The organism is Thermohalobaculum sediminis (genome assembly GCF_023487995.1).
Lineage (GTDB): Bacteria > Pseudomonadota > Alphaproteobacteria > Rhodobacterales > Rhodobacteraceae > Thermohalobaculum > Thermohalobaculum sediminis.
On record NZ_JAMFKN010000005.1, the window covers coordinates 284,007 to 306,024 of the forward strand.

Annotated in this window: 19 protein-coding genes; 17 read left to right on the plus strand and 2 right to left on the minus strand. The window is 71.7% G+C overall.

Translation table 11 applies throughout. The features are described from left to right. Positions 1 to 4: 4 nt before the first annotated feature. The 15 genes from mraY to M1105_RS12780 all read left to right on the plus strand — a co-directional run bounded on the left by mraY (position 5) and on the right by M1105_RS12780 (position 17,635). The gene (gene mraY / locus M1105_RS12710; RefSeq protein ID WP_249580740.1) at positions 5 to 1,093 is read left to right on the plus strand and encodes a phospho-N-acetylmuramoyl-pentapeptide-transferase; all 1,089 of its coding nucleotides are present in this window, start codon (positions 5 to 7) and stop codon (positions 1,091 to 1,093) included. 105 nt (positions 1,094 to 1,198) lie between these two features. Further along, positions 1,199 to 2,608, plus strand: a complete 1,410-nt coding sequence (gene murD, locus M1105_RS12715) for a UDP-N-acetylmuramoyl-L-alanine--D-glutamate ligase (RefSeq protein ID WP_249580741.1) — start codon at positions 1,199 to 1,201, stop codon at positions 2,606 to 2,608. Then, positions 2,605 to 3,768: an FtsW/RodA/SpoVE family cell cycle protein gene (locus M1105_RS12720; protein WP_249580742.1), complete on the plus strand. Its 1,164-nt coding sequence runs from the start codon at positions 2,605 to 2,607 to the stop codon at positions 3,766 to 3,768. Before murD ends, M1105_RS12720 begins: the two co-directional genes overlap by 4 nt. Then, positions 3,765 to 4,865, plus strand: a complete 1,101-nt coding sequence (gene murG / locus M1105_RS12725) for an undecaprenyldiphospho-muramoylpentapeptide beta-N-acetylglucosaminyltransferase (protein ID WP_249580743.1) — start codon at positions 3,765 to 3,767, stop codon at positions 4,863 to 4,865. The genes M1105_RS12720 and murG overlap by 4 nt, the downstream gene beginning before the upstream one ends. A 36-nt stretch (positions 4,866 to 4,901) precedes the next feature. Next, on the plus strand, positions 4,902 to 6,311 hold the full coding sequence (murC, locus tag M1105_RS12730) for a UDP-N-acetylmuramate--L-alanine ligase (protein ID WP_249580744.1): 1,410 nt from the start codon (positions 4,902 to 4,904) through the stop codon (positions 6,309 to 6,311). A 10-nt stretch (positions 6,312 to 6,321) separates the two neighbouring features. Next, positions 6,322 to 7,518, plus strand: coding sequence for an APC family permease (locus M1105_RS12735; protein WP_249580745.1), 1,197 nt, complete (start codon positions 6,322 to 6,324; stop codon positions 7,516 to 7,518). A gap of 20 nt (positions 7,519 to 7,538) precedes the next feature. Beyond that, entirely contained in the window at positions 7,539 to 8,501 is a 963-nt protein-coding gene (murB, locus tag M1105_RS12740) for a UDP-N-acetylmuramate dehydrogenase (RefSeq protein WP_249580746.1), read from the plus strand. A 79-nt stretch (positions 8,502 to 8,580) separates the two neighbouring features. Further along, positions 8,581 to 9,495: a D-alanine--D-alanine ligase gene (locus M1105_RS12745; protein ID WP_249580747.1), complete on the plus strand. Its 915-nt coding sequence runs from the start codon at positions 8,581 to 8,583 to the stop codon at positions 9,493 to 9,495. Next, positions 9,483 to 10,406: a cell division protein FtsQ/DivIB gene (locus M1105_RS12750; RefSeq protein WP_249580748.1), complete on the plus strand. Its 924-nt coding sequence runs from the start codon at positions 9,483 to 9,485 to the stop codon at positions 10,404 to 10,406. Before M1105_RS12745 ends, M1105_RS12750 begins: the two co-directional genes overlap by 13 nt. Continuing rightward, positions 10,403 to 11,752, plus strand: coding sequence for a cell division protein FtsA (gene ftsA / locus M1105_RS12755; RefSeq protein WP_249580749.1), 1,350 nt, complete (start codon positions 10,403 to 10,405; stop codon positions 11,750 to 11,752). Before M1105_RS12750 ends, ftsA begins: the two co-directional genes overlap by 4 nt. A gap of 110 nt (positions 11,753 to 11,862) precedes the next feature. After that, on the plus strand, positions 11,863 to 13,626 hold the full coding sequence (ftsZ, locus tag M1105_RS12760) for a cell division protein FtsZ (protein WP_406600622.1): 1,764 nt from the start codon (positions 11,863 to 11,865) through the stop codon (positions 13,624 to 13,626). Positions 13,627 to 13,859: 233 nt separating this feature from the next. Then, positions 13,860 to 14,786 carry a UDP-3-O-acyl-N-acetylglucosamine deacetylase gene (lpxC, locus tag M1105_RS12765; protein ID WP_249580751.1) on the plus strand — a complete coding sequence of 309 codons (927 nt, stop codon included), beginning with the start codon at positions 13,860 to 13,862 and terminating at the stop codon, positions 14,784 to 14,786. A 159-nt stretch (positions 14,787 to 14,945) separates the two neighbouring features. After that, positions 14,946 to 15,788, plus strand: coding sequence for an outer membrane protein assembly factor BamD (locus M1105_RS12770; protein ID WP_249580752.1), 843 nt, complete (start codon positions 14,946 to 14,948; stop codon positions 15,786 to 15,788). A gap of 25 nt (positions 15,789 to 15,813) precedes the next feature. Beyond that, positions 15,814 to 17,472 (plus strand): DNA repair protein RecN, encoded by a 1,659-nt coding sequence (gene recN, locus M1105_RS12775; RefSeq protein ID WP_249580753.1) that lies wholly within the window; start codon positions 15,814 to 15,816, stop codon positions 17,470 to 17,472. Position 17,473: 1 nt separating this feature from the next. Next, on the plus strand, positions 17,474 to 17,635 hold the full coding sequence (locus M1105_RS12780) for a hypothetical protein (RefSeq protein WP_249580754.1): 162 nt from the start codon (positions 17,474 to 17,476) through the stop codon (positions 17,633 to 17,635). A 220-nt stretch (positions 17,636 to 17,855) separates the two neighbouring features. On the opposite strand, the gene M1105_RS12785 is transcribed toward M1105_RS12780, so the two are convergent. Next, positions 17,856 to 19,229, minus strand: a complete 1,374-nt coding sequence (locus M1105_RS12785) for an FAD-binding oxidoreductase (protein ID WP_249580755.1) — start codon at positions 19,227 to 19,229, stop codon at positions 17,856 to 17,858. 89 nt (positions 19,230 to 19,318) lie between these two features. Here M1105_RS12785 and M1105_RS12790 point away from each other — a divergent pair, with 89 nt between their 5' ends. Together M1105_RS12790 and M1105_RS12795 are read left to right on the plus strand one after the other, a co-directional pair. After that, a complete protein-coding gene (locus tag M1105_RS12790) occupies positions 19,319 to 19,816 on the plus strand; it encodes a thioesterase family protein (RefSeq protein ID WP_249580756.1) in 498 nt (165 codons plus the stop codon). Positions 19,817 to 19,907: 91 nt separating this feature from the next. Continuing rightward, positions 19,908 to 21,629 (plus strand): chloride channel protein, encoded by a 1,722-nt coding sequence (locus tag M1105_RS12795; RefSeq protein WP_249580757.1) that lies wholly within the window; start codon positions 19,908 to 19,910, stop codon positions 21,627 to 21,629. Between the two features lie 10 nt (positions 21,630 to 21,639). On the opposite strand, the gene M1105_RS12800 is transcribed toward M1105_RS12795, so the two are convergent. Beyond that, entirely contained in the window at positions 21,640 to 21,981 is a 342-nt protein-coding gene (locus M1105_RS12800) for a DUF427 domain-containing protein (RefSeq protein ID WP_249580758.1), read from the minus strand. Between the last annotated feature and the right edge of the window lie 37 nt (positions 21,982 to 22,018).

The window sequence follows — 22,018 nt, forward strand, 5'->3', positions numbered from 1 at the left end:
GGGGATGCTCTACCACCTGCTGACACCGCTGAGCGAGGGAGGCGATGTCTTCAACCTCTTTCGCTACATCAGCTTTCGCGCGGGCGGCGCGTTCCTCACCTCGCTCATCTTCGCCTTCCTGTTCGGCCGGCCCATCATCAACTGGCTGAGGCGGATGCAGAAGAAGGGCCAGCCGATCCGCGACGACGGGCCCCAGCGCCACATCGTCGAGAAGGCGGGCACGCCGACCATGGGCGGCGTGATGATCCTGGGCGCGCTGGTGGTCTCGACGCTTTTGTGGGCGCGGCTCGACAACGGCTTCGTCTGGATCGTGCTGATGGTGACGCTGGGTTTCGGCGCCATCGGCTTCGTGGACGACTTCTCGAAGGTCAAGAAGTTCTCGGTCAAGGGCGTGTCGGGCAAGGCGCGGCTGGCGGCGGGCTTCGCCATCGCGGGCATCGCCGCCTACTGGGCGACCGCGCTGCAGCCGGCCGAGTTGCAGAACGCCGTCGCGGTGCCGTTCCTCAAGGACGTGCTGATCCACGCGGGGCTGTTCTACCTGCCCTTCGCGGTGCTGGTGATCTCGGGCGCCGCGAACGCGGTGAACCTGACCGACGGGCTGGACGGACTTGCCATCATGCCGGCGATGATCGCGGCGGGGGCGCTGGGGATCATCGCCTATGTCGTGGGGCGGGCCGACTTCACGACCTACCTGCAGCTGCACTACGTGCCGGGCACGGGCGAGACCTTCGTTTTCTGCGCGGCGCTGATTGGCGCGGGGCTGGGGTTCCTTTGGTACAACGCGCCGCCCGCGATGGTGTTCATGGGCGACACCGGCTCGCTGGCGCTGGGTGGCGGGCTCGGGGCCATCGCCGTCTCGACCAAGCACGAGATCGTGCTGGCGATCATCGGCGGGCTGTTCGTGGTCGAGGCGCTGAGCGTCATCGTGCAGGTCGCAAGCTTCAAGCTGACGGGCAAGCGCGTCTTCCGCATGGCGCCGATCCACCACCATTTCGAGCAGAAGGGCTGGGCCGAGCCGACCATCGTGATCCGCTTCTGGATCATCGCGGTGATCCTCGGACTGATCGGCCTTTCCACGCTGAAGCTGAGGTAGCATGAGCGGAGTGCGCGCCACACGCGAAGCGGGCCTGCCGTCGTCCCTGGCGGTTGGGGGTGGCTGCGGCCGCCCCGGCTCCAGGTGGGACGCGGGGACGGCGCGATGATCCCCGTCCGCGTCTTCGAGAACCGCCGCGTCGGCGTGCTGGGCCTTGGCCGGTCCGGGATGCCGACCATGCGCGCGCTGGCCGCCGGGGGCGCGGTGCCCGTGGGATGGGACGACAGCGAGGCCGCGCGCACGGCCGCCGAGGCCGAGGGCTTCGCGGTGGCCGACCTGACCCGCCCGCGCGAGGCGGCGGAGTTGGCGGCGCTGATCGTTTCGCCCGGCATCCCGCATCTGCACCCGGCGCCCCACCCGGCGGTGACCGCAGCGTGGATCGCCGGCGTGCCGGTGGACAACGATGTGGGCCTGTTCTTCCAGGCGCTGGCGGTGGTCGGCGCCGACGCGAAGGTGGTGGCGGTCACCGGCTCGAACGGCAAGTCGACGACCACGGCGCTGATCCACCACATCCTGCGCGCGGCCGGGCGCCCCGTTCAGATGGGTGGCAATATCGGGCGCGGCGTGCTCGATCTCGACCCGCCGGCGGACGGCGAGGCGGTGGTGCTGGAGCTGTCCTCCTACCAGATCGAACTGGCGCGCGTGCTGGCGCCCGAAGTCGCGGTCTTCCTCAACCTCTCGCCCGACCATCTCGACCGGCATGGCGGCATGGGCGGCTATTTTGCCGCCAAGCGGCGGCTGTTCGAGATGGGCGCGCCGCGACGCATGGTGATCGGGGTGGACGACGACTATGGCCGCTTCCTCGCCAATTCCGAAGCGGGCGAGGACGAGGACGAGGGCGCCCGCGTGATCGAGATCTCGGCCGCGCGCAAGCTCAGGGCCGAGGGCTGGTCCGTCTTCATGAACCGCCGCTTCCTCAGCGAATGGCGCAACGGCCGGCAGGTCGCGGCCTTCGACATGGGGGGCGCTCCCGCGCTGATGGGCGCCCACAACCACCAGAACGCCTGCGCCGCCTGGGCCGCGTGCCGCGCGCTGGGGCTGGGGCCGCGCCAGATCGAGGCTGGGATAGCCTCGTTCCCCGGCCTCGCTCACCGCATGGAGCGTCTGGGCACGGTGCGCGGCATCCCGGTGATCAACGACTCGAAGGCGACCAACGCCGACGCGACCGAGAAGGCGCTGATGGCCTTCGAGCGCGTGCGCCTGATCGCCGGCGGCCAGCCCAAGGCCGGGGGCATCGAGCCCCTGCGCCCGCTGTTCGACCGCATCGCCAAGTGCTACCTGATCGGCGAGGCGGCCGACGCCTTCGCGGTCACGCTGGGCGACGCGGTGCCGCACGAGGCCTGCCGTACGCTCGAGCGCGCGACCAAGGCCGCGCTTGCCGAGGCGCAACCGGGCGAGGCGGTGCTGCTCAGCCCCGCCTGCGCAAGTTGGGACCAGTTCACGAGCTTCGAGCACCGCGGCGACGCGTTCCGCGCGCTTGTCGCCCACCATCTCGACCGCGAGGGAGGCCCATGACCGAACTCACCTTCCGTCCCGCCTCGGGGCTGCGCGCCGACGGCGCCTGGCTCGCCGACTGGTGGCACACGGTCGATCGCTGGACACTGGGGGCCGTGGGGCTCCTGTTCGTGCTCGGCCTTGTCCTCGGCCTCGCTGCCTCGCCCCCGCTGGCCGAGAAGAACGGCCTCTGGACCTATCACTACGTCGTGCGCCACGTGCTCTTCGGGGCGGTCGCGCTGGCAACCGTCATCGGGGTCTCGGCGCTGCCGCTGCACCTGCTGCGGCGCGCGGGGATCCTGCTGTTCGTCGCCTTCGTGTCGGCGACTGCGCTCCTGCCGGTGCTCGGCACGGATTTCGGCAAGGGGGCGGTGCGCTGGTATTCGCTGGGCGTCGTCAGCCTGCAGCCCTCCGAGTTCCTCAAGCCCGCCTTCGTCGTGCTCGCCGCCTGGCTGATGTCGGGCGCGGCCGAGCGGGGCGGGCCGCCGGGTCGGCTGATCTCGGGCTTCGCCGCGGCGTCGATCGCGGTGATGCTGGCGCTGCAGCCGGATTTCGGGCAGGCGATGCTGGTGCTCGCCGTCTGGGCGGTGATGCTGTTCGTCTCGGGCGCGCCGCTTGCGCTCCTGATCGGGCTCGCGGGGGCGGTGGGCGCCGCGGGCGCGGCCGCCTATCTCAACTCGTCGCATTTCGCGGGCCGCATCAACGGCTATCTCGCCGAGGAGGTCGATCCCAACACCCAGCTTGCCTATGCGCAGAGCGCGATCCGCGAGGGCGGGCTGTTCGGCGTCGGCGCGGCGCAGGGCTCGGTCAAGTGGACGCTGCCGGACGCGCATACCGACTTCATCATCGCGGTCGCGGCCGAGGAATTCGGGCTTCTGCTGACGCTCCTGATCATCGGGATCTATCTCTTCATCGTGCTGCGCGCGTTGCTCAGGCTGCTCGAGGAGCGCGACATGTTCATCCGGCTTGCCGGCACGGGGCTCGCGGCGGCCTTCGCGCTGCAGGCCTTCATCAACATGTCGGTGGCGATCCGGCTTCTGCCCGCCAAGGGCATGACGCTGCCGTTCATCTCGTATGGCGGCTCGTCGATGGTTGCGGCGGCGCTTGGCATCGGCGCGCTGCTTGCGCTCACCCGCGCGCGGCCGCAGGACCCCGGCGCGACGCTGAGGGACGCGCTGTGAGCGCACCACTGCTGGTTATCGCGGCCGGAGGCACCGGCGGGCACATGTTCCCGGCGCAGGCGCTGGCCGAGGCGATGCTGGCACGTGGATGGCGGGTGCGCCTCGCCACAGACGCGCGCGGGCTGCGCTATGCCGGCGGCTTCCCCGCGGCCGTCGAGCGCACCGAGCTGCCCTCGGCCACCATCGGGCAGGGCGGCATCGCGGCGCGCCTGGCCGCGCCCGTGGTGATCCTGCGCGGCATCCTGCGCGCGCTCGGGCAGTTCCGTGCCGAGCGCCCGGACGTGGTGGCGGGCTTCGGCGGCTACCCCTCGCTGCCGGCGCTGACGGCGGCGTGGCTCATGGGCCTGCCGCGGCTGATCCACGAACAGAACGGCGTGCTCGGCCGGGTCAACCGGCTGTTCGCGCGGAGGGTCGACCGGGTCTGCTGTGGCACATGGCCGGTGGTGAACGCGCCCGAGGGCGCGCGGCTCGAGCATGTGGGCAACCCGGTGCGTGCCGAGGCGGCCGCGCGCGCGGCCGCCGACTTCATCCCGCCGGGCGAGGGCGAGGCGCGGCTGCTGGTGTTCGGCGGCAGCCAGGGGGCCTCGGTCTTCGCGCGGCTGGTCCCGGCGGCGCTCGGGCACCTGCCGGCCGGGCTGCGGGCGCGCATCCGCCTCACGCAGCAGGTGCGTCCGGGCGAGGAGGCGGCGGTCGCCCGCGCCTGCACCGAGGCAGGGGTCGAGGCCGAGCTTGCCCCCTTCTTCGCCGATATGCCCGCGCGGATCGCCGGGGCGCATCTGGTGGTAGCCCGCGCCGGGGCCTCGACCATCGCGGAACTCACGGCGATCGGGCGCCCGGCGATCCTGGTGCCCTATCCGCACGCGACCGATGACCACCAGAGCGCGAACGCCGCGGCGCTCGCCGAGGCCGGGGGCGCGCTGGTGATCCCCGAGGCGGGGCTGACCCCCGAGATTCTCGCGCAGCCCCTCGCGGCGCTCCTGACCGATCCGGTCGCCGCGGCGCGGATGGCGGTGGCGAGCCGGGCGCTGGGCCGGCCCGACGCGGCGAGCCGGCTCGCGGGCATCGTCGCTGCCCTTGGCAACCGCGCGGCAGGCTGATAGGTCCGCGCACATCCCCCAGCAGGAGTGCCGCCCGTGAATCCGCCGACCGCCCTCCCCCTCGACATCGGGCCGATCCACTTCATCGGAATCGGCGGCATCGGCATGTCGGGCATCGCCGAGGTGATGCTGAACCTCGGCTACGACGTGCAGGGCTCGGACCAGCGCGGCAGCCCGATCACCGAGCGGCTGGCGGGCCTTGGCGCGCGCGTCCATGTCGGTCACGCGGCCGAGAACCTGGGCGATGCACGTGTTGTGGTGATCTCGTCGGCGGTGAAGTCCGGGAACCCGGAACTCGACGCCGCCCGCGCCCGCGCCCTTCCGGTGGTGCGCCGCGCCGAGATGCTGGCGGAACTCATGCGGCTCAAGTGGAACGTCGCGGTCGCGGGCACGCACGGCAAGACGACGACAACCTCGCTGGTCGCGGCGCTGCTCGATGCCGGCGGGCTCGATCCCACAGTCATCAATGGCGGCATCATCCAGGCCTATGGCTCGAATGCCCGGCCGGGCGAGGGGCGCTGGATGGTGGTCGAGGCCGACGAATCCGACGGCACCTTCGTCAAGCTGCCCGCCACCATCGCGGTGGTGACCAACATCGACCCCGAGCACATGGACCATTACGGCTCGGTCGAGGCGCTGCGCGACGGCTTCGACGCCTTCGTGTCGAACATCCCCTTCTACGGCCTCCTGGTCGCCTGCATCGACCACCCGGAGGTGCAGAGCCTGATCGGCCGCGTCACCGATCGCCGCGTGGTGACCTACGGCACCTCGCGCCAGGCCGACATCCGCGCCGAGAACATCGAGCATGACGCGGGCCGGATGCGCTTCGACGTGGTGATCCGCACGGCCGAGGGCGAGGAACGGCACGACGGCCTGACCCTGCCGATGCCGGGCGAGCACAACGTCCTGAACGCGCTGGCAGCCGTGGGCGTGGCGCGCGAGTTGAAGATCCCGATGGAAGCGGTCGCCAAGGGCTTTGCCGCCTTCTCGGGCGTCAAGCGCCGCTTCACCCGCGTGGGCGAATGGCAGGGCATCCCCGTGATCGACGACTACGGCCATCACCCGGTCGAGATCGCGGCCGTGCTGCGCGCCGCGCGGCGTGCGACCGGGGGCCGGGTGATCGCGATCCACCAACCGCACCGCTACTCGCGGCTGCACGATCTGTTCGAGGAATTCTGCGCCTGCTTCAACGACGCCGACGTTGTTGCGATCACCGATGTCTATGCCGCGGGCGAGGCGGCGATCGAGGGCATCAGTCGCGACGCGCTGGTAGGTGGGCTGCGCGCGCATGGCCACCGCTCGGCCCACGCGATCAAGGCGCCCCAGGGGCTGGCCGATTTCGTTGCGGCCCATGCGAAGCCGGGCGATCTGGTGGTCTGCCTCGGCGCCGGCACGATCTCGGCCTGGGCGAACGCGCTGCCGGGCGAGCTGGCGGCGCGCGGCTGATCGCGCGGGGATGGCAGCACCCGCGTCGGGACTGAAGCGCCGCCTCGGTGTCTCGCTGGTCACGCTCTACGGCGTCGGCGTCATGGTGGGGGCGGGGATCTATGTCCTCGTCGGTGCCGTGGCGGCCGAAGCCGGGGTCTGGGCGCCCGTCTCGTTCCTGATGGCAGCCCTGATCGCGCTGCCCACGGCGCTGAGCTATGCGGAACTCTCGGGCCGGATCCCCGAGGCGGCGGGCGAGGCCGCCTATATCCGCACGGCGACGGGCCGGGTCTGGGCGGCGGCGGTGGTGGGCCTCGCGCTCGAGGTGGTCGGCGTGGTGTCGGCCGCCGTGGTGCTGCAGGGGGGCGTCGGCTATCTGCGCGCGATCCTGCCGCTGGGCGAGGCGGCGCTGATCGTGGCGATCGGCGTGGCGTTGGGGCTCGCCGCCATGGCGGGCGTGCTCGAGTCGCTGATGCTGGCCGCGGCCCTCACGCTGACCGAGATCGCGGGGCTCCTGATCGTCGCGGCGGCGGGCTTCGTCGCCCCCGCCGTGGCGCAGACAGCCGAAGCGTCGGCCTTCGCGCCGGCGGGGATCGTGGCGGCGGGCATCCTCGCCTTCTTCGCCTTCCTCGGCTTCGAGGACATGGTGAACATGGTCGAGGAGACACGCGACCCCACGCGGACCATGCCGCGCGCGATCCTCGCGGCGCTGGCGGTCACGACGCTCCTCTATGCGCTCGTTTCGTGGGCGGCGGTGCGGGCGGTGCCGGTGGCCGAACTCGCTGCGAGCGGCCAGCCGCTGGTCATGGTGTTCGAGCGCGCGACCGGGCAGGGGGCGGCGTTCCTTGCGCTGATCGCGGTGGCGGCGGCGCTGAACGGGGTCCTCGCGCAGATCGTGATGTCGGCGCGGGTGCTCTATGGGCTGGGCCGTTTCGTGCCGGGCTTCGGCTGCTTCCACCACGCGCATCCGCGCCTTGGCACGCCGGTGCTGGGCACGGCGGTGGCGACGGCGGCGACCATCGGGCTTGCCCTGAGCGCGCCGCTCGTGGCGCTGGCCGAGACCAGCGCACTCTTGCTGCTGGCCGTGTTCCTTGCCATCAACCTCGCGCTGGTGGCGCTGAGGCGCCGCGGGCCGGTGCCCGAGGGCGCGTTCGCCGCGCCCGGATGGGTGCCGATGGCGGGGGCGGTCCTCTCGGCGTTGGCGCTGGCATGGGGAGTGGCGACGTGACGATGGATGGTGAGGCAGGAATGGCGCGGCCGCTCGACGGCGAGCGACTTCTCGCGCGGCTTCCGCCGGTGCGCGGGCGGCTCACGCCGATGCGCCCGCTCGCGCCGCTCTCGTGGCTGCGCGTGGGCGGGCCGGCCGAGGTCTTCTTCCAGCCCGCCGATGCGGATGACCTGGCCGATTTCCTGCGAGGCCTGCCTGCCGACGTGGCCCTGATGCCGCTGGGGCTCTGCTCGAACCTCATCATCCGCGACGGCGGGCTGCCGGGGGTGGCGATCCGGCTGGGCGCGGACTTCGCCGGGATCGAGGTTCTCGACGGCGCGCGCCTGCGCGCGGGCGCCGCGGCGCCCGACAGCCGGGTGGCGATCGCGGCGGCGCAAGCCGGCATCGCGGGGCTCGAGTTCCTGCGCACGATCCCCGGCGCCATCGGCGGGGCAGTCAAGATGAACGCGGGATGCTATGGGCGTTACATGGCCGACGTGGTCGAGGAGGTGGCGATCCTCGACCGCCATGGACGCGAATACCGCGCGGGGGCCGCGGCGCTCGGCTTCGGCTATCGCCGCTCCGCCGTGCCGGACGACCACGTGATCCTGTGGGCCGTGCTGCGCGGCACGCCGGGGGGACGCGAGGCGTCCGAGGCGCTGATGGAGGACTACCTCGCGCGTCGGGCCGCCACCCAGCCGGTCGACCAGCGCTCCTGCGGGTCGACCTTCCGCAACCCGGCGGGGTTTTCCTCGACCGGGGCCGCCGACGACACGCACGAGCTCAAGGCCTGGAAGCTGATCGACGAGGCGGGATGCCGCGGGATGCGCCGCGGCGGCGCCCAGATGTCCGAGAAGCACCCGAATTTCCTGATCAACGCGGGCGAGGCGACCGCGGCCGACCTCGAGGAACTGGGCGAGGAGGTGAGGGCGCGCGTGAAAGCGACGTCGGGCCACGATTTGGTCTGGGAAATCCGGCGCGTCGGGGTTAGACTCGCCCCATAACAGAACGGTCGCGAACAGGCGGCGGGCGGACACGGGCTCGATCAGAGGCCCGGCCGCGGCAGGATACAGGCGGGCGGGTATGTCGGGCAGCGAATGTCCCCGCATCGCAGTGCTGAAGGGCGGCTTGTCGGCCGAGCGCGAGGTGTCTCTCGTGTCGGGCCGGGAATGTGCGGCGGCGTTGCGGCGTGCGGGTTACCAGGTGGACGAGATCGACGCGGGGCGCGACCTCGCGAACGTGCTCGCCGCGCGCCGCCCGGATGTCGTCTTCAACGCGCTGCATGGCCGCTGGGGCGAGGATGGTTGCGTGCAGGGCATCCTCGAATGGATGCAGATCCCCTACACCCATTCCGGCGTGCTGGCCTCGGCGCTGGCGATGGACAAGGAGCGCACCAAGGCCGTCTATGCCGCGCATGGCCTGCCCGTGGCCGAGGGGCGGCTGGTGCCGCGCGAGGAGATCGAGGCGGGCCACCCGATGTCCCCGCCCTATGTCGTGAAGCCCTACAACGAGGGCTCGTCGGTCGGCGTCTACATCGTGCGCGAGAGCGCGAACGGCCCCGCGCGGCTGGAACCCGGCGCGCCACCGGTGATGCTGGTCGAGCGATTCGTGCCGGGCCGCGAGCTCACGGTTGCGGTGATGGGCGACCGGGCACTGGCGGTGACCGACATCGTCACGGCGGGCTGGTACGACTATCACGCGAAATACGCCCCCGGGGGCTCGCGCCACGTGATCCCCGCCGAGATCCCCGCCGAGATCGAGGCGGCCTGCCTCGCGCATGCCGTCACCGCCCACCACGCGCTGGGCTGCCGGGGGCTCAGCCGCACCGATTTCCGCTGGGACGAGGCGCGCGGGCTCGCGGGGCTGGTGCTGCTCGAGACCAACACCCAGCCGGGCATGACGCCGACCTCGCTCGCGCCCGAGCAGGCGGCGCATTGCGGCATCCCGTTCGAGGACCTCTGCGCCTGGCTGGTGAGGGACGTATCATGCGGGCGGTGAGGGACGAGGCCGAACGCGCCGCCGGCGCGGCGCCCGCCGCGCCGCCGCGCACGGGGCCCGGCCCCTCGCGGCTCGCCTATCGGCTTCACCGCATCTGGGCGAAGCCCTCGGTCCGCGGCTTCGTCGGCGTCTATCTGCCGATGGCGCTGGTCGGGCTGGTCGGCTGGCGCGTGGTGTCCGACGACGACCTGCGCCGGCTGGCCGAGGCGCGGCTGTCTGCCGCCTGGGAGCGCGTGGTCGCGCGCCCGGAGTTCGCTCTCAAGGGCATCGAGATTTCGGGCGGCTCCGAGGCGCTGCGCGCGCGGGTCCATGCCGCGATCGGGCTGGGCGAGGGCGTGTCGTCGCTCGCGGTCGATGTCGGCCGGATCCGTGCCCGGATCGAGGCGCTCGACGCCGTCCGCGCGGCCTCGGTCCTCCTCGATCCGCAGGGCATCCTGCGCGTGGGCATCGACGCGCGCGAGGCGGTGGCGCTGCATCGCGACGCCACCGGGGCGCTCACGCTGATCGACGCCGAGGGCGTTCGCATCGGCGCGGTCGGTCAGCGTGCCCTCTATCCGCAGCTTCCCCTGATCCTTGGCGAGGGTGGAGAGCGCGCCGTTCATGACGTTCTATCGCTCATGGACGGCGCGCCCGACCTCGTGCAGCGCATACGCGCCTTCGTCCGCGTCGGCGACCGGCGCTGGGACATCGTGCTCGAGGGCGATCGCGTGATCATGCTGCCGGCCGAGGCGCCGGGGCGGGCGCTGGCGCGCGTCATGGCGCTGCACTACGGCGAGGAACTGCTCGACCGCGACCTCGCGGTCATCGACATGCGGGTGCCCGAGCGCCCGACCCTTCGCCTCACGCCCCGCGGGGTCGAGGCCTATCGGTTGCGTCAGGTTGTTGCTGCGGAAGGCGGGAAGGACACATGAACTTCGCCCAGACCGAGATGTTCCGCGCCATGCGTTCGCGTCTCCAGACCGCGATCCGGCGCGGCCGCATCGGCGTCATCGACATCGGCTCGTCCAAGATCACCTGCCTCGTGCTCAGGCTCGACCCGGCGCGGCTGGCCGAGGCGCGGGGGACCGACCAGCTCGGCACCTCGCTGTTCGGGGCGATCGAGGTGGTGGGCGCGCGCACCGTGCAGTCGCGCGGCGTCAAGCGCGGCGAGATCGTCGACATGGACGAGGCCGCGCGCGCCATCCGCCTCGCGCTGCTGACCGCCGAGAAGATGGCGGCGCCGCGCGTCGAGCGGGTCGACCAGGTGATCGTGAGCTTCTCGGGCGGCCGGCCCCAGAGCTTCTCGACCGTGGGCGAGACCGAGACCGAGACCGGGCAGGTGAGCGAGCGCGACATCTCGGCGGCGCTGGCCGACGCGCCCGAGCCGCCGGTGGGCGAGGGCCGCCAGATCCTGCACGCCCAGCCGGTCGAGATCACGCTGGACAGCCAGTCGGGCATCACCGATCCGCGCGGCATGACGGGCCACCGGCTGTCGATCGCGCTGCATGTGATGACGGTGGCGGCCCGTCCGCTCGCGAACCTGATGGAATGCGTGCGGCGCTGCGACCTCGACCTCGCGGGCGTCGTCAACAGCGCCTATGCCGCCAGCCTGTCGGCTCTGGTCGAGGACGAGCAGCGCACGGGCGCGGTCTGCATCGACATGGGGGGCGGCTCGACATCGTCAGCGGTGTTCCTGCGCGACCACCTGATCTGCGTCGACCAGATCCGCTTCGGCGGCGACCACATCACCGCCGACATCGCCTCGGGCCTGATGATGCGCCAGTCTACCGCCGAGCGGATCAAGACGCTCTATGGTGGCGTGATCCCGACCGGCGCCGACGAGCGCGACCTGATCGACGCGCCCCGCATCGGCGAGGAGGAGGCGCCCGAGCGGCGCCAGATCAGCCGCGGCATGCTGATCGGCGTGATCCGCCCGCGGGTCGAGGAGACGTTCCGGATCCTGCGCGCACGCCTCACCGATATTGGCGTCGATGCCATGCCGGGTTCGTCCTACGTGCTCACGGGCGCGGCGAGTCAGCTCCCCGGCGTCGACGAGATGGCCACCCGCATCCTGGGGCGTCGGCCGCGGATCGGGCGGCCGCTGAGGATCGCGGGACTGCCGCAGTCGCTTTCGGGACCCGACAGCTCGGCCGCCGTGGGGCTCGCGATCTATGCGCTGAAGCCGCATGACGAGCTGTGGGACTTCGAGGCGCCGCGCCCCTGGTCGGCGCGCGGCAGGGCCGTCGAGATCGTGCGCTGGTTCCGCCAGAGCTGGTGAATTCCCGCGTGACGCGGGGGCCGGATTCGGTTAGTCTGTCAACAATATCAGGCAAGAAACGGACGAGCTCGCACAAGATGAGCCGTCCACCACAGAACGAGGCAGAGAGCATGGTCCTTAATCTCAGGACGCCGGACGAGTATGACCTTCGTGCGCGCATTGCCGTGTTCGGCGTGGGCGGTGCGGGCGGCAACGCGATCAACAACATGATCGAGAAGAAGCTCGAGGGGGTCGAGTTCATCGCGGCGAACACCGACGCGCAGGCGCTGAGCCATTCGCGGGCGCCGCGCAAGATCCAGCTTGGCGGCGGCGTCACGCGCGGCCTCGGCGCGGGCTCGAAGCCCGATGTCGGCATGTCGGCGGCCGAGGAGTCGATCGAGGAGATCGCGAACCACCTCGACGGCTGCCACATGTGCTTCATCACCGGCGGCATGGGAGGGGGCACCGGCACGGGCGCCGCGCCCGTCGTCGCCCGCATCGCGCGCGAGATGGGCATCCTGACCGTGGGCGTGGTGACCAAGCCCTTCGCCTTCGAGGGCGCGCGCCGCATGCTGATCGCCGAGGCGGGCGTCGAGGCGATGCAGGCCCATGTCGACACGCTGATCGTGATCCCGAACCAGAACCTCTTCCAAGTGGCGTCCGAGCGCACGACCTTCGTCGAGGCCTTCCAGATGGCCGACGACGTGCTCTATCAGGGCGTGCAGGGCGTGACCGACCTGATGGTCCGGCCCGGCATGATCAACCTCGACTTCGCCGACGTGCGCTCGGTGATGGAGGAGATGGGCAAGGCGATGATGGGCACCGGCGAGGCGAGCGGCGAGACCCGCGCGACCGACGCCGCCGAGAAGGCGATCGCCAACCCGCTGCTGGACGAGGTCAGCCTCAAGGGCGCCAAGGGCGTGCTGATCAACATCACCGGCGGCTATGACCTCACGCTGTTCGAGATGGACGAGGCGGCGAACCGCATCAAGGAGGAGGTGGACCCGAACGCGCTGATCAAGTTCGGCTCGGCCATCGACCCCGAGATGGAAGGCAAGATGCGCGTGAGCGTGGTCGCCACCGGCATCGACGCCGAGGCGGTCGAGCGTGCGCCGATCGACGCGCCCGCCCGCCGGCGGCCCGCCGTGACCGACCCCGCGACGCTCGCGGCGATCCGCGCCGGCCGCGGCCGGGCCGACGCTCCGGCGGCGCCCCGCGCTTCGGCCATTCCCGCGACGGACACGCGCCGCCCCGAGACTTCCGACGCGCCTGCCGAGGACGAGGCCGACGCGCCGGCCGAGGCCGCGCCCGAGCGCGCGGCCCCCGCAGCCCGCGGGTTTGCCGCACCGAGCCCTCGGCCCTATGAGGCGGCGGCGATGACCGCGCCCTCGCCCGACGACATCCGCGCCCGCGCCGAGGAAGTCCGCCGCCGCGCCGCCGCGGCCCGGGCCGAACAGGGCAACGGGCGCGTCGAGCTCGCCGACGATGTGCCGGGCCTGTTCGATCTCGACGACCGCTCGCTCGACCGGCCGAGCGCGGCGCAGCCCGAACCTGCGCCGGCGGCAGCCGCGGAACCCGCGCCCACGGGCCGTCCGCTGTTCCGCGCCGACCCGCTCACCGCGTCGCGCCGCGAGGAGCCGCGCGTTGCAGCCGGCAGCACGCCGCAGGCATCCGCGCAGGCGCCGACCCAGCCCGCGCAGGCGGCGCAGGCCCCGGCGCGGCCCGCTCCGCAGCGCTCGGGCGGGCTGTTCGCGATCAGCAGCCTGATCAACCGCGTCTCGGGCGGCGCGCATGCCGATCCCGCTCCCGACCGGTCTGCCGGCGCGCATCAGCGCCATGATCTTGACGACGACGACGGCGACATCCCGGCCTTTCTCCGCCGTCAGGCGAACTGACGGGGGCCGGGACGCTCCGCGACCTGAAGCCGCCTCGCCCGTGAGGCGGCTTTTTCTTTGCGGGGCGAGGGCTTGGCGACCCGCTCGCGAAGGCAGCCCGCAAGGTGTTGCAAAGAGACACAAAGATTGACTTGAGTGCAGTGCACAATCGGCCGTAGCAGCTTATCTGAAAAAGAGAAAACGTGGCGGCATGCGCGCATTCGGCGCCGCCGCCGGCGCGAAGGGACCCGAGCATGAACCTCACGGTCAGACACCCCGTGCGCTTCGAGGGCGTCGGGCTGCATGGCGGCCAGAAGGTGCGCATGACGGTGCGCGCAGCGCCGCGCGGCCATGGCGTCGCCTTCCTGCGCACCGACATCGGCGGCGAGGCGGGGCTGATCCCCGCGCGCCACGACGCGGTCGGCGACACCCGGCTCTGCACCCGCCTCACGAATCTCCACGGCGCCTCGGTGGGCACCGTCGAGCACCTGATGGCCGCGCTTGCGGGCGCCGGGATCTCGGATGCTCTGGTCGAGATCGATGGCCCCGAGGTTCCGATCATGGACGGCAGCGCGCGCGAGTTCGTGCGCGGACTGGGCGAGGCCGGGCTCGTGGATCTGGGCGGGTGCCGGCCGGCAATCCGCATCGACCGGCCGGTCGAGGTCGTGCAGGGCGCAAAGCGCGCGGCGCTGGTTCCTGCCGACACCTTCTCGATGAGCTTCGAGATCGATTTCGCCGACCCCGCGATCGGCCGGCAATCGGCTGTGCTGCCGCTGAGCGGCGGCGCCGTGGTCGAGGAGCTGGCCGACTGCCGGACCTTCGGCATGCTGGCCGAGGTCGAGGGGCTGCGCCGCGCCGGGCTCACCCGCGGCGGCAGCCTCAAGAATGCGATCGTGATCGACCAGGGCCGGGTCCTGAACCCCGAGGGGCTTCGCCGCCCGGACGAGTTCGTGCGCCACAAGATGCTTGATGCCGTCGGCGATCTGGCACTCGCGGGCTCGCCGATCGTCGGCTGCTACGAGGGCGAACGCGCCGGGCACGAGATGACGAACCTGCTGCTGCACGCGCTCTTCGCCGCGCCCGACGCGTGGTCGTGGACCGAGCTGCACGCGGGCGAGGGGCTCGACTTGCGTCGCGCCCGCCTGCCGCGCCCGGCGCACGCGAAGCCGATGGCGGTCTGAGCGGGCCGCACCGCAGGCGCCCGGCGGTCCGGCCCCTTACCCTCGCGAGCCCTCTTTGCCTTGCGGCGCAACCCGTCTATTGTCGCGCCGACCCGCGCCGCGGTGCCCGATCCGGTGCGCCCGCGGCCCAGAAGACCTGTCAGCCGGAGGTTGTCCCGCATGACGCTCGCCCTGCGTTTCCCGCGCCCGGTCGCGGCGTTGCTTCTCGCCGCCGCGCTCTCGGCCTGCTCGGCCTTCTCGGGCGACGACAAGCCGAAGATCGAGGACATGAGCGCGAGCGAGATCTTCGCCCAAGGCCAGGGCCAGCTCGAGGCCGGGCAGGAGATCACCGCCGCCCAGACCTTCAACGAGATCGAGCGGCTCTACCCGTTCTCGCAGCTCGCCAAGCGCGCCCTGATCATGTCGGCCTTCTCGTCCTACCAGGGCAAGGACTACGCCAGCGCGCGGGCCTCGGCGCAGCGCTACATCGACCTCTATCCCTCGGACGCGGACGCGCCCTACGCGCAATACCTGATCGCGCTGACCTATTACGACAACATCGTCGACGTGGGCCGCGACCAGGCTCTGACGATCAACGCGATGGAGGAACTGACCGAGGTCGTCGCGCGCTATCCCGACAGCGACTATGCGCGCGAGGCGCAGCTCAAGCTCGATCTCACCCGCGACCAGCTCGCCGGCAAGGAAATGTCGGTCGGCCGCTATTACCTCAAGCGCGGGCACTACACGGCCGCGATCAACCGCTTCAAGAACGTGGTGGACAAGTACGAGACCACCAGCCAGACGCCGGAGGCCCTGCACCGCATGGTCGAGGCCTATGTGGGCCTTGGCCTCACCGACGAGGCGGAGCGCGTGGCGCTGGTGCTGGGCACCAACTTCCCGGGGTCGGAGTGGTATTCCGACAGCTATGCCCTGCTCACCGGGATCGAAACCCTGCCCAAGCCCGACGAGAGCGGCACCGTCGACTCGCTCTACCGCCAGATCATCCTCGGACGCTGGCTCTGAGCCCGGCGGGTCCGGGGGACGTCCGATGCTCAAGGCCCTCTCGATCCGCAAGATCGTGCTGATCGAGGCCCTCGATCTGGGATTTGGCCCCGGCCTCAACGTGCTGACCGGCGAGACCGGAGCGGGCAAGTCGATCCTGCTCGATGCGCTGGGCTTCGCGCTGGGCCGCAAGGTCCGGCGCGACCTGCTGATGGCGGGCGCGTCCGAGGGTTCGGTGACGGCGGAGTTCGTCGTCGCGCCGGATCATCCGGTCCATGCCCTGCTCGACGAGGCGGGCCTTGCCGCAGGTGACGGCGAGATCGTCATCCGCCGGCTCGCCGCCGAGAGCGGTCCCGCACGGGCTTTCCTCAACGACCAGCGCGTCGGCGCCGAGATGCTGCGCCGCATCGGCGAGGTACTGGTCGAGGTCCATGGCCAGCATGACGATCGCGGCCTGCTGGACCCACGGGCGCATCGCGGGCTCCTCGACGCCTTCGCCGGGATCGAGCCGGAGCTTGCCGTGGCGCGCGAGTGCTGGCGCGGGCTCGATGCGGCCCGACGCGCCCTCGATGCCGCGCGCGAGCGGCTGGCGAAGGCGGCCGCCGATGCCGACTTCCTGCGCCACGCGGTGGCCGAACTGGAAAAACTCGCGCCCCAGCCGGGCGAGGAGGAGGCGCTCGACGCCGAGCGGCGGCTGATGCAGGCCGCCGTCCGCATTGGCGAGGAGGTCGCTAAGGCCGCGCAGGCGCTGTCGGCGGAAGGGGCCGAGGGGATGATGGCGGGGGCACTGTCGCGCCTGACCCACGCGGCGGCACGGGCGGAAGGGCGGCTCGAGGCGCCGATCGAGGCGCTCGACCGGGCGATGGTGGAACTGGGCGAGGCGCAGCGCGCGGTCGAGGAGGCGCTGGAGGCGCTGGCCTTCGACCCGCGGCGGCTCGAGACGGTCGAGGAGCGGCTTTTCGCGATCCGGGGCCTTGCGCGCAAGCACAACGTCCTGCCGGCGGAACTGCCGGACCTTGCGCTCGACCTCGCCCGTCGGCTCGACGAGATCGACGCGGGCGAGGAGCGCATCGCGGCGCTGGAGGCCGAGGCGGAGAACGCCGCCCGGGCGTATGACGCCGCAGCCGCCGCCCTGACCGCGGCACGTCGGGCGGCGGCGGCGCGCCTCGATGCGCTGGTCACCGCGGAACTCGCGCCCCTGCGGATGGAAGCCGCGCGCTTTCGCACCGCGATCTCGGAGGGGCGGCCGGGGCCCGAGGGGAGCGACGAGGTGTCCTTCACCGCCACGATCAACCCCGGCGCACCCGAGGGGGCGATCGACCGCATCGCCTCGGGCGGCGAACTGTCGCGCTTCCTGCTGGCGCTCAAGGTCTGCCTCGCCGCCCGCGCGCCGGGGCTGTCGATGGTGTTCGACGAGATCGACCGCGGCGTGGGCGGGGCCACCGCCGACGCGGTGGGGCGACGGCTCGCCCGGCTGGCCGAGGGGGCGCAGGTGCTGGTCGTCACCCACAGCCCGCAGGTTGCGGCCCAGGGCCGTTGGCATTACCGTATCGCCAAGTCGACCGACGGCCACGTGACGCGGACCGACGTCACCCCCGTAGCCGCCGCCGCCCGCGTCGACGAGATAGCGAGGATGCTGGCCGGCGACGTCATCACGCCCGAAGCGCGCGACGCCGCGCGGGTCCTGATGGAGAAGGCGGGATGAGATGGGCGAATACCTTGTCCACAGCGTCGAGGGCTTCACCGGGCTCGCCGGCGCGCTGTCCGGCAAGGGGAGGGAGGGGTTCGACGCCTTCCTCGCCAGCCCCTCGCCATGGATCATGCTTGGCGTCGCCGCGATCATCTGGCTGACCCGCAGGCGGCGTTGAGCGCGAGACCCTTCGTCGAGCCTCGGCCATCGGGAAACGGCGGGGGGCGCGCGGTTGCGGTGTCTGGCGGCGCGAGGCATGGCGCGCTGTCCCGGCCCCTGCGCCGGGACCTCGCCGGGCGTGGCGGCGCCGGCGCAGCGCCGGGTCGAACCCGGGGCCGCCGAATGCGGCCGGGGCGGCGCGGCTTCGGGAGATGGGGCGCGGCTTTCGCAGGCCGGGCTCAGTTGCCCGGCACCATCTTGCCCGGGTTCATGATGCCACGCGGGTCGAGGGCACGCTTGATCTCGCCCATCACGTCCCATGCCTCGCCATGCTCGGCCGACATGTAGCGCATCTTGCCCAGCCCTACGCCGTGCTCTCCCGTGACCGTGCCGCCGAGCCTCAGCGCGCGCTCCGAGATGCGGCCGGCGAGGCGCTGGGCCTCGGCCTGCTCGGCGGCGTTGGCCGGGTCGATCAGCAGCACGATGTGGAAATTGCCGTCGCCGACATGGCCCACCAGCGGCGCGATCAGCCCGCTCGCCTCGATCTCGGCGCGGGTCTCGAGGATCGCCTCCGCGAGCCGCGAGATCGGCACGCAGGCGTCCGTGACATAGCCCTTCGCTCCGGGGCGCAGCGACTGCTGGGCGTAATAGACCTTGTGGCGCGCGTCCCACAGCCGCGTGCGTTCCTCGGGCTTCGAGGTCCATGCAAAGCCGGTGCCGCCATGCCCGGCGGCGATCTCGCCCAGCATCTCGGCCTGCTCGGCCACGCTGGCGGCCGAGCCGTGGAACTCGAGGAAAAGGGTGGGCTGCTCGGGCATGGCGTATCCCGAATAGGCGTTGAAGCCGCGGATGGTGAGCTCGTCCAGAAGCTCGATCCGGGCGACGGGGATGCCCATCTGGATCGTCTCGATGACGGTCGCGACGGCCGCCTGCATGTCGGGAAAGCCGCAGGTCGCGGCCGAGATCGCCTCGGGCATGCCATGCAAACGCAGCGTGAGCTCGGTGATGATACCCAGCGTCCCCTCGGCGCCGACGAAAAGCCGGGTGAGGTCGTAGCCGGCCGAGGATTTGCGAGCGCGCGAGCCGGTGCGGATCACCCGCCCGTCGGCCAGCACCACCTCGAGCGCCATCACCGCGTCCCTCATCGTGCCGTAGCGCACCGCGCAGGTGCCCGAGGCGCGCGTCGAGGCCATGCCGCCCAGCGAGGCGTCGGCGCCGGGATCGACCGGGAAGAACAACCCGGTCTCGCGCAGTTCCTCGTTCAGGCGCTTGCGGGTCACGCCGGGCTGGACGACGGCGTCCATGTCCTCGGGGTGGACGGCGAGCACCTTGTCCATGCGAGAGAGGTCCAGCGTGATGCCGCCACGGACCGGGATCGCGTGGCCTTCCAGCGAGGTGCCGGTGCCCCAAGGCACGATGGGGCAGCCTTGCTCGTGGCAGGTGCGGGCGATCTCGGCGACCTCGGCGGTCGTCTCGGGCCAGATCACCGCGTCGGGCAGGTGCGGCTCGTGGTAGGATTCGTCGCGGCCATGCGCCTCGCGGATCGCCTGCGTCCGGCTCAGGCGCTCGCCGAAGCGGGGGGCGAGGGCGGCGATGGCGGTCTCGATGGTCATGGCGCGCGGCTTTCGGCAAGGGGGCGGTTGCGCGGCAGACTATCGGAACTATCCTGCGCCGCAACAGGCCCGCATCAGGATGACCCCGCATGAACGACGCCGACGCCCTGCCCGCGCCCTTCCTCAGCTCGACGCAAGCCGTCGCGCCGGAATGGATCGACTACAACGGCCACATGAACGTCGCCTATTACACGCTGGCCTTCGATCGAGCGCTGGACGAATTGTTCGAGGCGCTGGGCATCGGGCCCACGGCGGCACGCCGCGACCGAATGGGGCCGATGGCGCTGCAAAGCCAGGTGCATTACCTGGCCGAACTGCTGGAGGGCGAGCCCTTCCACTGCGAGATCATCCTGCTCGATGCCGACGAGAAGCGGGTGCATTTCATCGCCACCATGATCGCCGAGACCGATGGCCGGCGCGCGGCCACCTACGAGTCGCTGTCGATGAATGTCGATCTCGACGCCCGGCGCGGCGCGCCCTACCCGCCGGGACCCGCCGGGCGCATCCGCGACCTGCTTGCCGCCCATGCCGGGCTGGCGCGGCCCCAGCAGGTCGGCCGGACGATTGGCATCCGGCGCAAGGGGTGAACCCGACCCCGCCGTGCCGTCACGCGGGGTTTTCATTGATCGAAAAAGGGCTTAGGCTGAGGCCTGAGGCAGTTTCACCCGGCGCAGCACCATGCCGAAGCGTGACATCGGGGGCGGTTGGCCGGTCACGCGCGCCGAGTTGGGCGCGCGCATACGGACACGCGCGCGGGTCCGTCTCCTGCGGGCGCGTTTGCGGCAGGTCGAGCCGACGAACCAGGCGGTGCTGTGGCTGATCGCCGTCGTCGTGGGCGTCTTGACGGGCTATGCGATCACGCTCTTCCGCGCCGCGATCCCGTTCCTGCAGAGCATCTTCTACGGCGCGTCGGACGCCATCATCCACTCGGTCGTGGCCTCGCTGCCCTGGTATCTGGTGCTGCCGGTGCCGGTCCTGGGCGGGCTGGTGGTGGGGATCATCCTGACGCGGCTGACGCCCGACGGGAAGGCGCGTGGCGTGGCCGACGTGATCGAGGCCGCGGCGCTGAGGGGCGGGCGGGTGGACCGCCGCGTCGGCGTGGCCTCGGGGCTCGCGGCGCTGGTCACGCTCTCGACCGGGGGCTCGACCGGGCGCGAGGGGCCGGCGGTGCATATCGGCGCGGTGATCGCCTCATGGGTGTCGGACCGCTTGCGCGCGCCCGACATCGCCGCGCGCGACATCCTGGGCTGCGCCGCGGCGGCGGCGGTCTCCGCGAGCTTCAACGCGCCGCTCGCGGGCGCGCTGTTCGCGCTCGAGGTGGTGCTGCGCCACTATGCGCTGCACGCCTTCGGCCCGATCGTGATCGCCTCCGTCGCGGCCGCTGTGGTCAGCCGCGTCCATCATGGCGACGTCACCGAATACGTACTGCCGGTGCATACCATCAGCTTCTACCAGGAACTGCCGGCCTTCATCATGCTGGGCATCGTCTCGGGACTGGCGGCAGTCGCCATGATGCGCGCGATTTTCTTCGCCGAGGGGGTGGGCGACCGGGTCCAGCGCCTGCTTGGGATCCCGCGCTGGCTGAGACCCGCGGTGGCGGGGCTGGTGCTGGGGCTGATCGCGCTGGAGTACCCGCACATCATCGGTGTGGGATACGAGACCACGGCGCTCGCGCTGACCTCGCAGCTTGCGCTCTCGACCGCGGTGATCTTCGCGGTGGTCAAGGTGATCGCGGTGGCGACGACCTTCTCGGGACACATGGGCGGCGGCATCTTCTCGCCCGCGCTGATGCTTGGGGCGCTGACCGGCACGGCCTTCGGGGCGATCGCGATCGATGTCTTTCCCGCCGTGGCGGGGAGCCAGGGCCTCTATGCGTTGGCGGGCATGGGTGCGGTGGCGGGGGCGGTGCTGGGGGCGCCGATCTCGTCCACGCTGATCGTCTTCGAGCTGACCGGCGACTGGCAGGCGGCGATTGCGGTGATGGTGGCAATCTCGGCCGCCTCGGTCGTGGCGGACCGGTTGGTGGCGCGCAGCTTCTTCCTCACCCAACTCGAGCGGCAGGGGCTGAAGCTGGCCTATGGCCCGCAGGACTATCTGGCCCGCACGCTGAAGGTTACGCATGTGATGCGGTTGAGGGGGGCCGAGAACGGCGCCTCGGACAGCGCCTGCTGGGAACTGCACCGCCAGGGCGCCTTTCTGCGCCGGACAGACACGCTGGAGCGCGCGCTGCCGCTGCTCGAGCGGCTCAAAGGGCCGTTCCTGCCGGTGATCGACGAGCCCGCCGGCGGGCCCGGCGATACGGAGGCCGAGCCGGAGCTGATCGGCGCCGTCTTCCATGTCGATGCGCTGCGCGCCTACAGCCGGTCGCTGGAGGACGAGCTGCGGGAGGAACACGGCTGAGCGCCTTGCCTCAGAGCAGCTCGACCGCGGCCTTCTCCGGGTAGAAGGCCAGCGCCCCGGCAATCGCCTCGAGCCCGGCCTTCGGCGTTTCGTAGGACCAGGCCGCGTTCTCGATGGCGCCGGACTTGGCCATGATGTGGAAGTAGCTCGCTTCGCCCTTGTGCGGGCATGTCGTGCGGTGCGCCGAGCGGTCGAGGAACTCCATGCCCACATCGGCGCGGGGGATGTAGTAGACCGGCGGGTAGCCAGCCTCGTCGAGGCGGATTGCCTTCGCGCTCTCGGCGATTATGGCGCCGCCCGCGCGCACCACCACCGTGCCGCCCGCGGGCGACAGCGAGATTCTTTCTGACATCGGGGGACCCTCCGGGAGAACTCGTCGGCTGCAGCAT

Bases quoted from the DNA above. Each gene is read 5' to 3' on its own strand.
- mraY (WP_249580740.1), top strand. From the start codon at position 5: ATGCTCTACCACCTGCTGACACCGCTGAGCGAGGGAGGCGATGTCTTC.
- murD (WP_249580741.1), top strand. From the start codon at position 1,199: ATGATCCCCGTCCGCGTCTTCGAGAACCGCCGCGTCGGCGTGCTGGGC.
- M1105_RS12720 (WP_249580742.1), top strand. From the start codon at position 2,605: ATGACCGAACTCACCTTCCGTCCCGCCTCGGGGCTGCGCGCCGACGGC.
- M1105_RS12735 (WP_249580745.1), top strand. From the start codon at position 6,322: ATGGCAGCACCCGCGTCGGGACTGAAGCGCCGCCTCGGTGTCTCGCTG.
- murB (WP_249580746.1), top strand. From the start codon at position 7,539: ATGGCGCGGCCGCTCGACGGCGAGCGACTTCTCGCGCGGCTTCCGCCG.
- M1105_RS12745 (WP_249580747.1), top strand. From the start codon at position 8,581: ATGTCGGGCAGCGAATGTCCCCGCATCGCAGTGCTGAAGGGCGGCTTG.
- M1105_RS12750 (WP_249580748.1), top strand. From the start codon at position 9,483: ATGCGGGCGGTGAGGGACGAGGCCGAACGCGCCGCCGGCGCGGCGCCC.
- ftsA (WP_249580749.1), top strand. From the start codon at position 10,403: ATGAACTTCGCCCAGACCGAGATGTTCCGCGCCATGCGTTCGCGTCTC.
- ftsZ (WP_406600622.1), top strand. From the start codon at position 11,863: ATGGTCCTTAATCTCAGGACGCCGGACGAGTATGACCTTCGTGCGCGC.
- lpxC (WP_249580751.1), top strand. From the start codon at position 13,860: ATGAACCTCACGGTCAGACACCCCGTGCGCTTCGAGGGCGTCGGGCTG.
- M1105_RS12770 (WP_249580752.1), top strand. From the start codon at position 14,946: ATGACGCTCGCCCTGCGTTTCCCGCGCCCGGTCGCGGCGTTGCTTCTC.
- recN (WP_249580753.1), top strand. From the start codon at position 15,814: ATGCTCAAGGCCCTCTCGATCCGCAAGATCGTGCTGATCGAGGCCCTC.
- M1105_RS12780 (WP_249580754.1), top strand. From the start codon at position 17,474: ATGGGCGAATACCTTGTCCACAGCGTCGAGGGCTTCACCGGGCTCGCC.
- M1105_RS12785 (WP_249580755.1), bottom strand. From the start codon at position 19,229: ATGACCATCGAGACCGCCATCGCCGCCCTCGCCCCCCGCTTCGGCGAG.
- M1105_RS12790 (WP_249580756.1), top strand. From the start codon at position 19,319: ATGAACGACGCCGACGCCCTGCCCGCGCCCTTCCTCAGCTCGACGCAA.
- M1105_RS12795 (WP_249580757.1), top strand. From the start codon at position 19,908: ATGCCGAAGCGTGACATCGGGGGCGGTTGGCCGGTCACGCGCGCCGAG.
- M1105_RS12800 (WP_249580758.1), bottom strand. From the start codon at position 21,981: ATGTCAGAAAGAATCTCGCTGTCGCCCGCGGGCGGCACGGTGGTGGTG.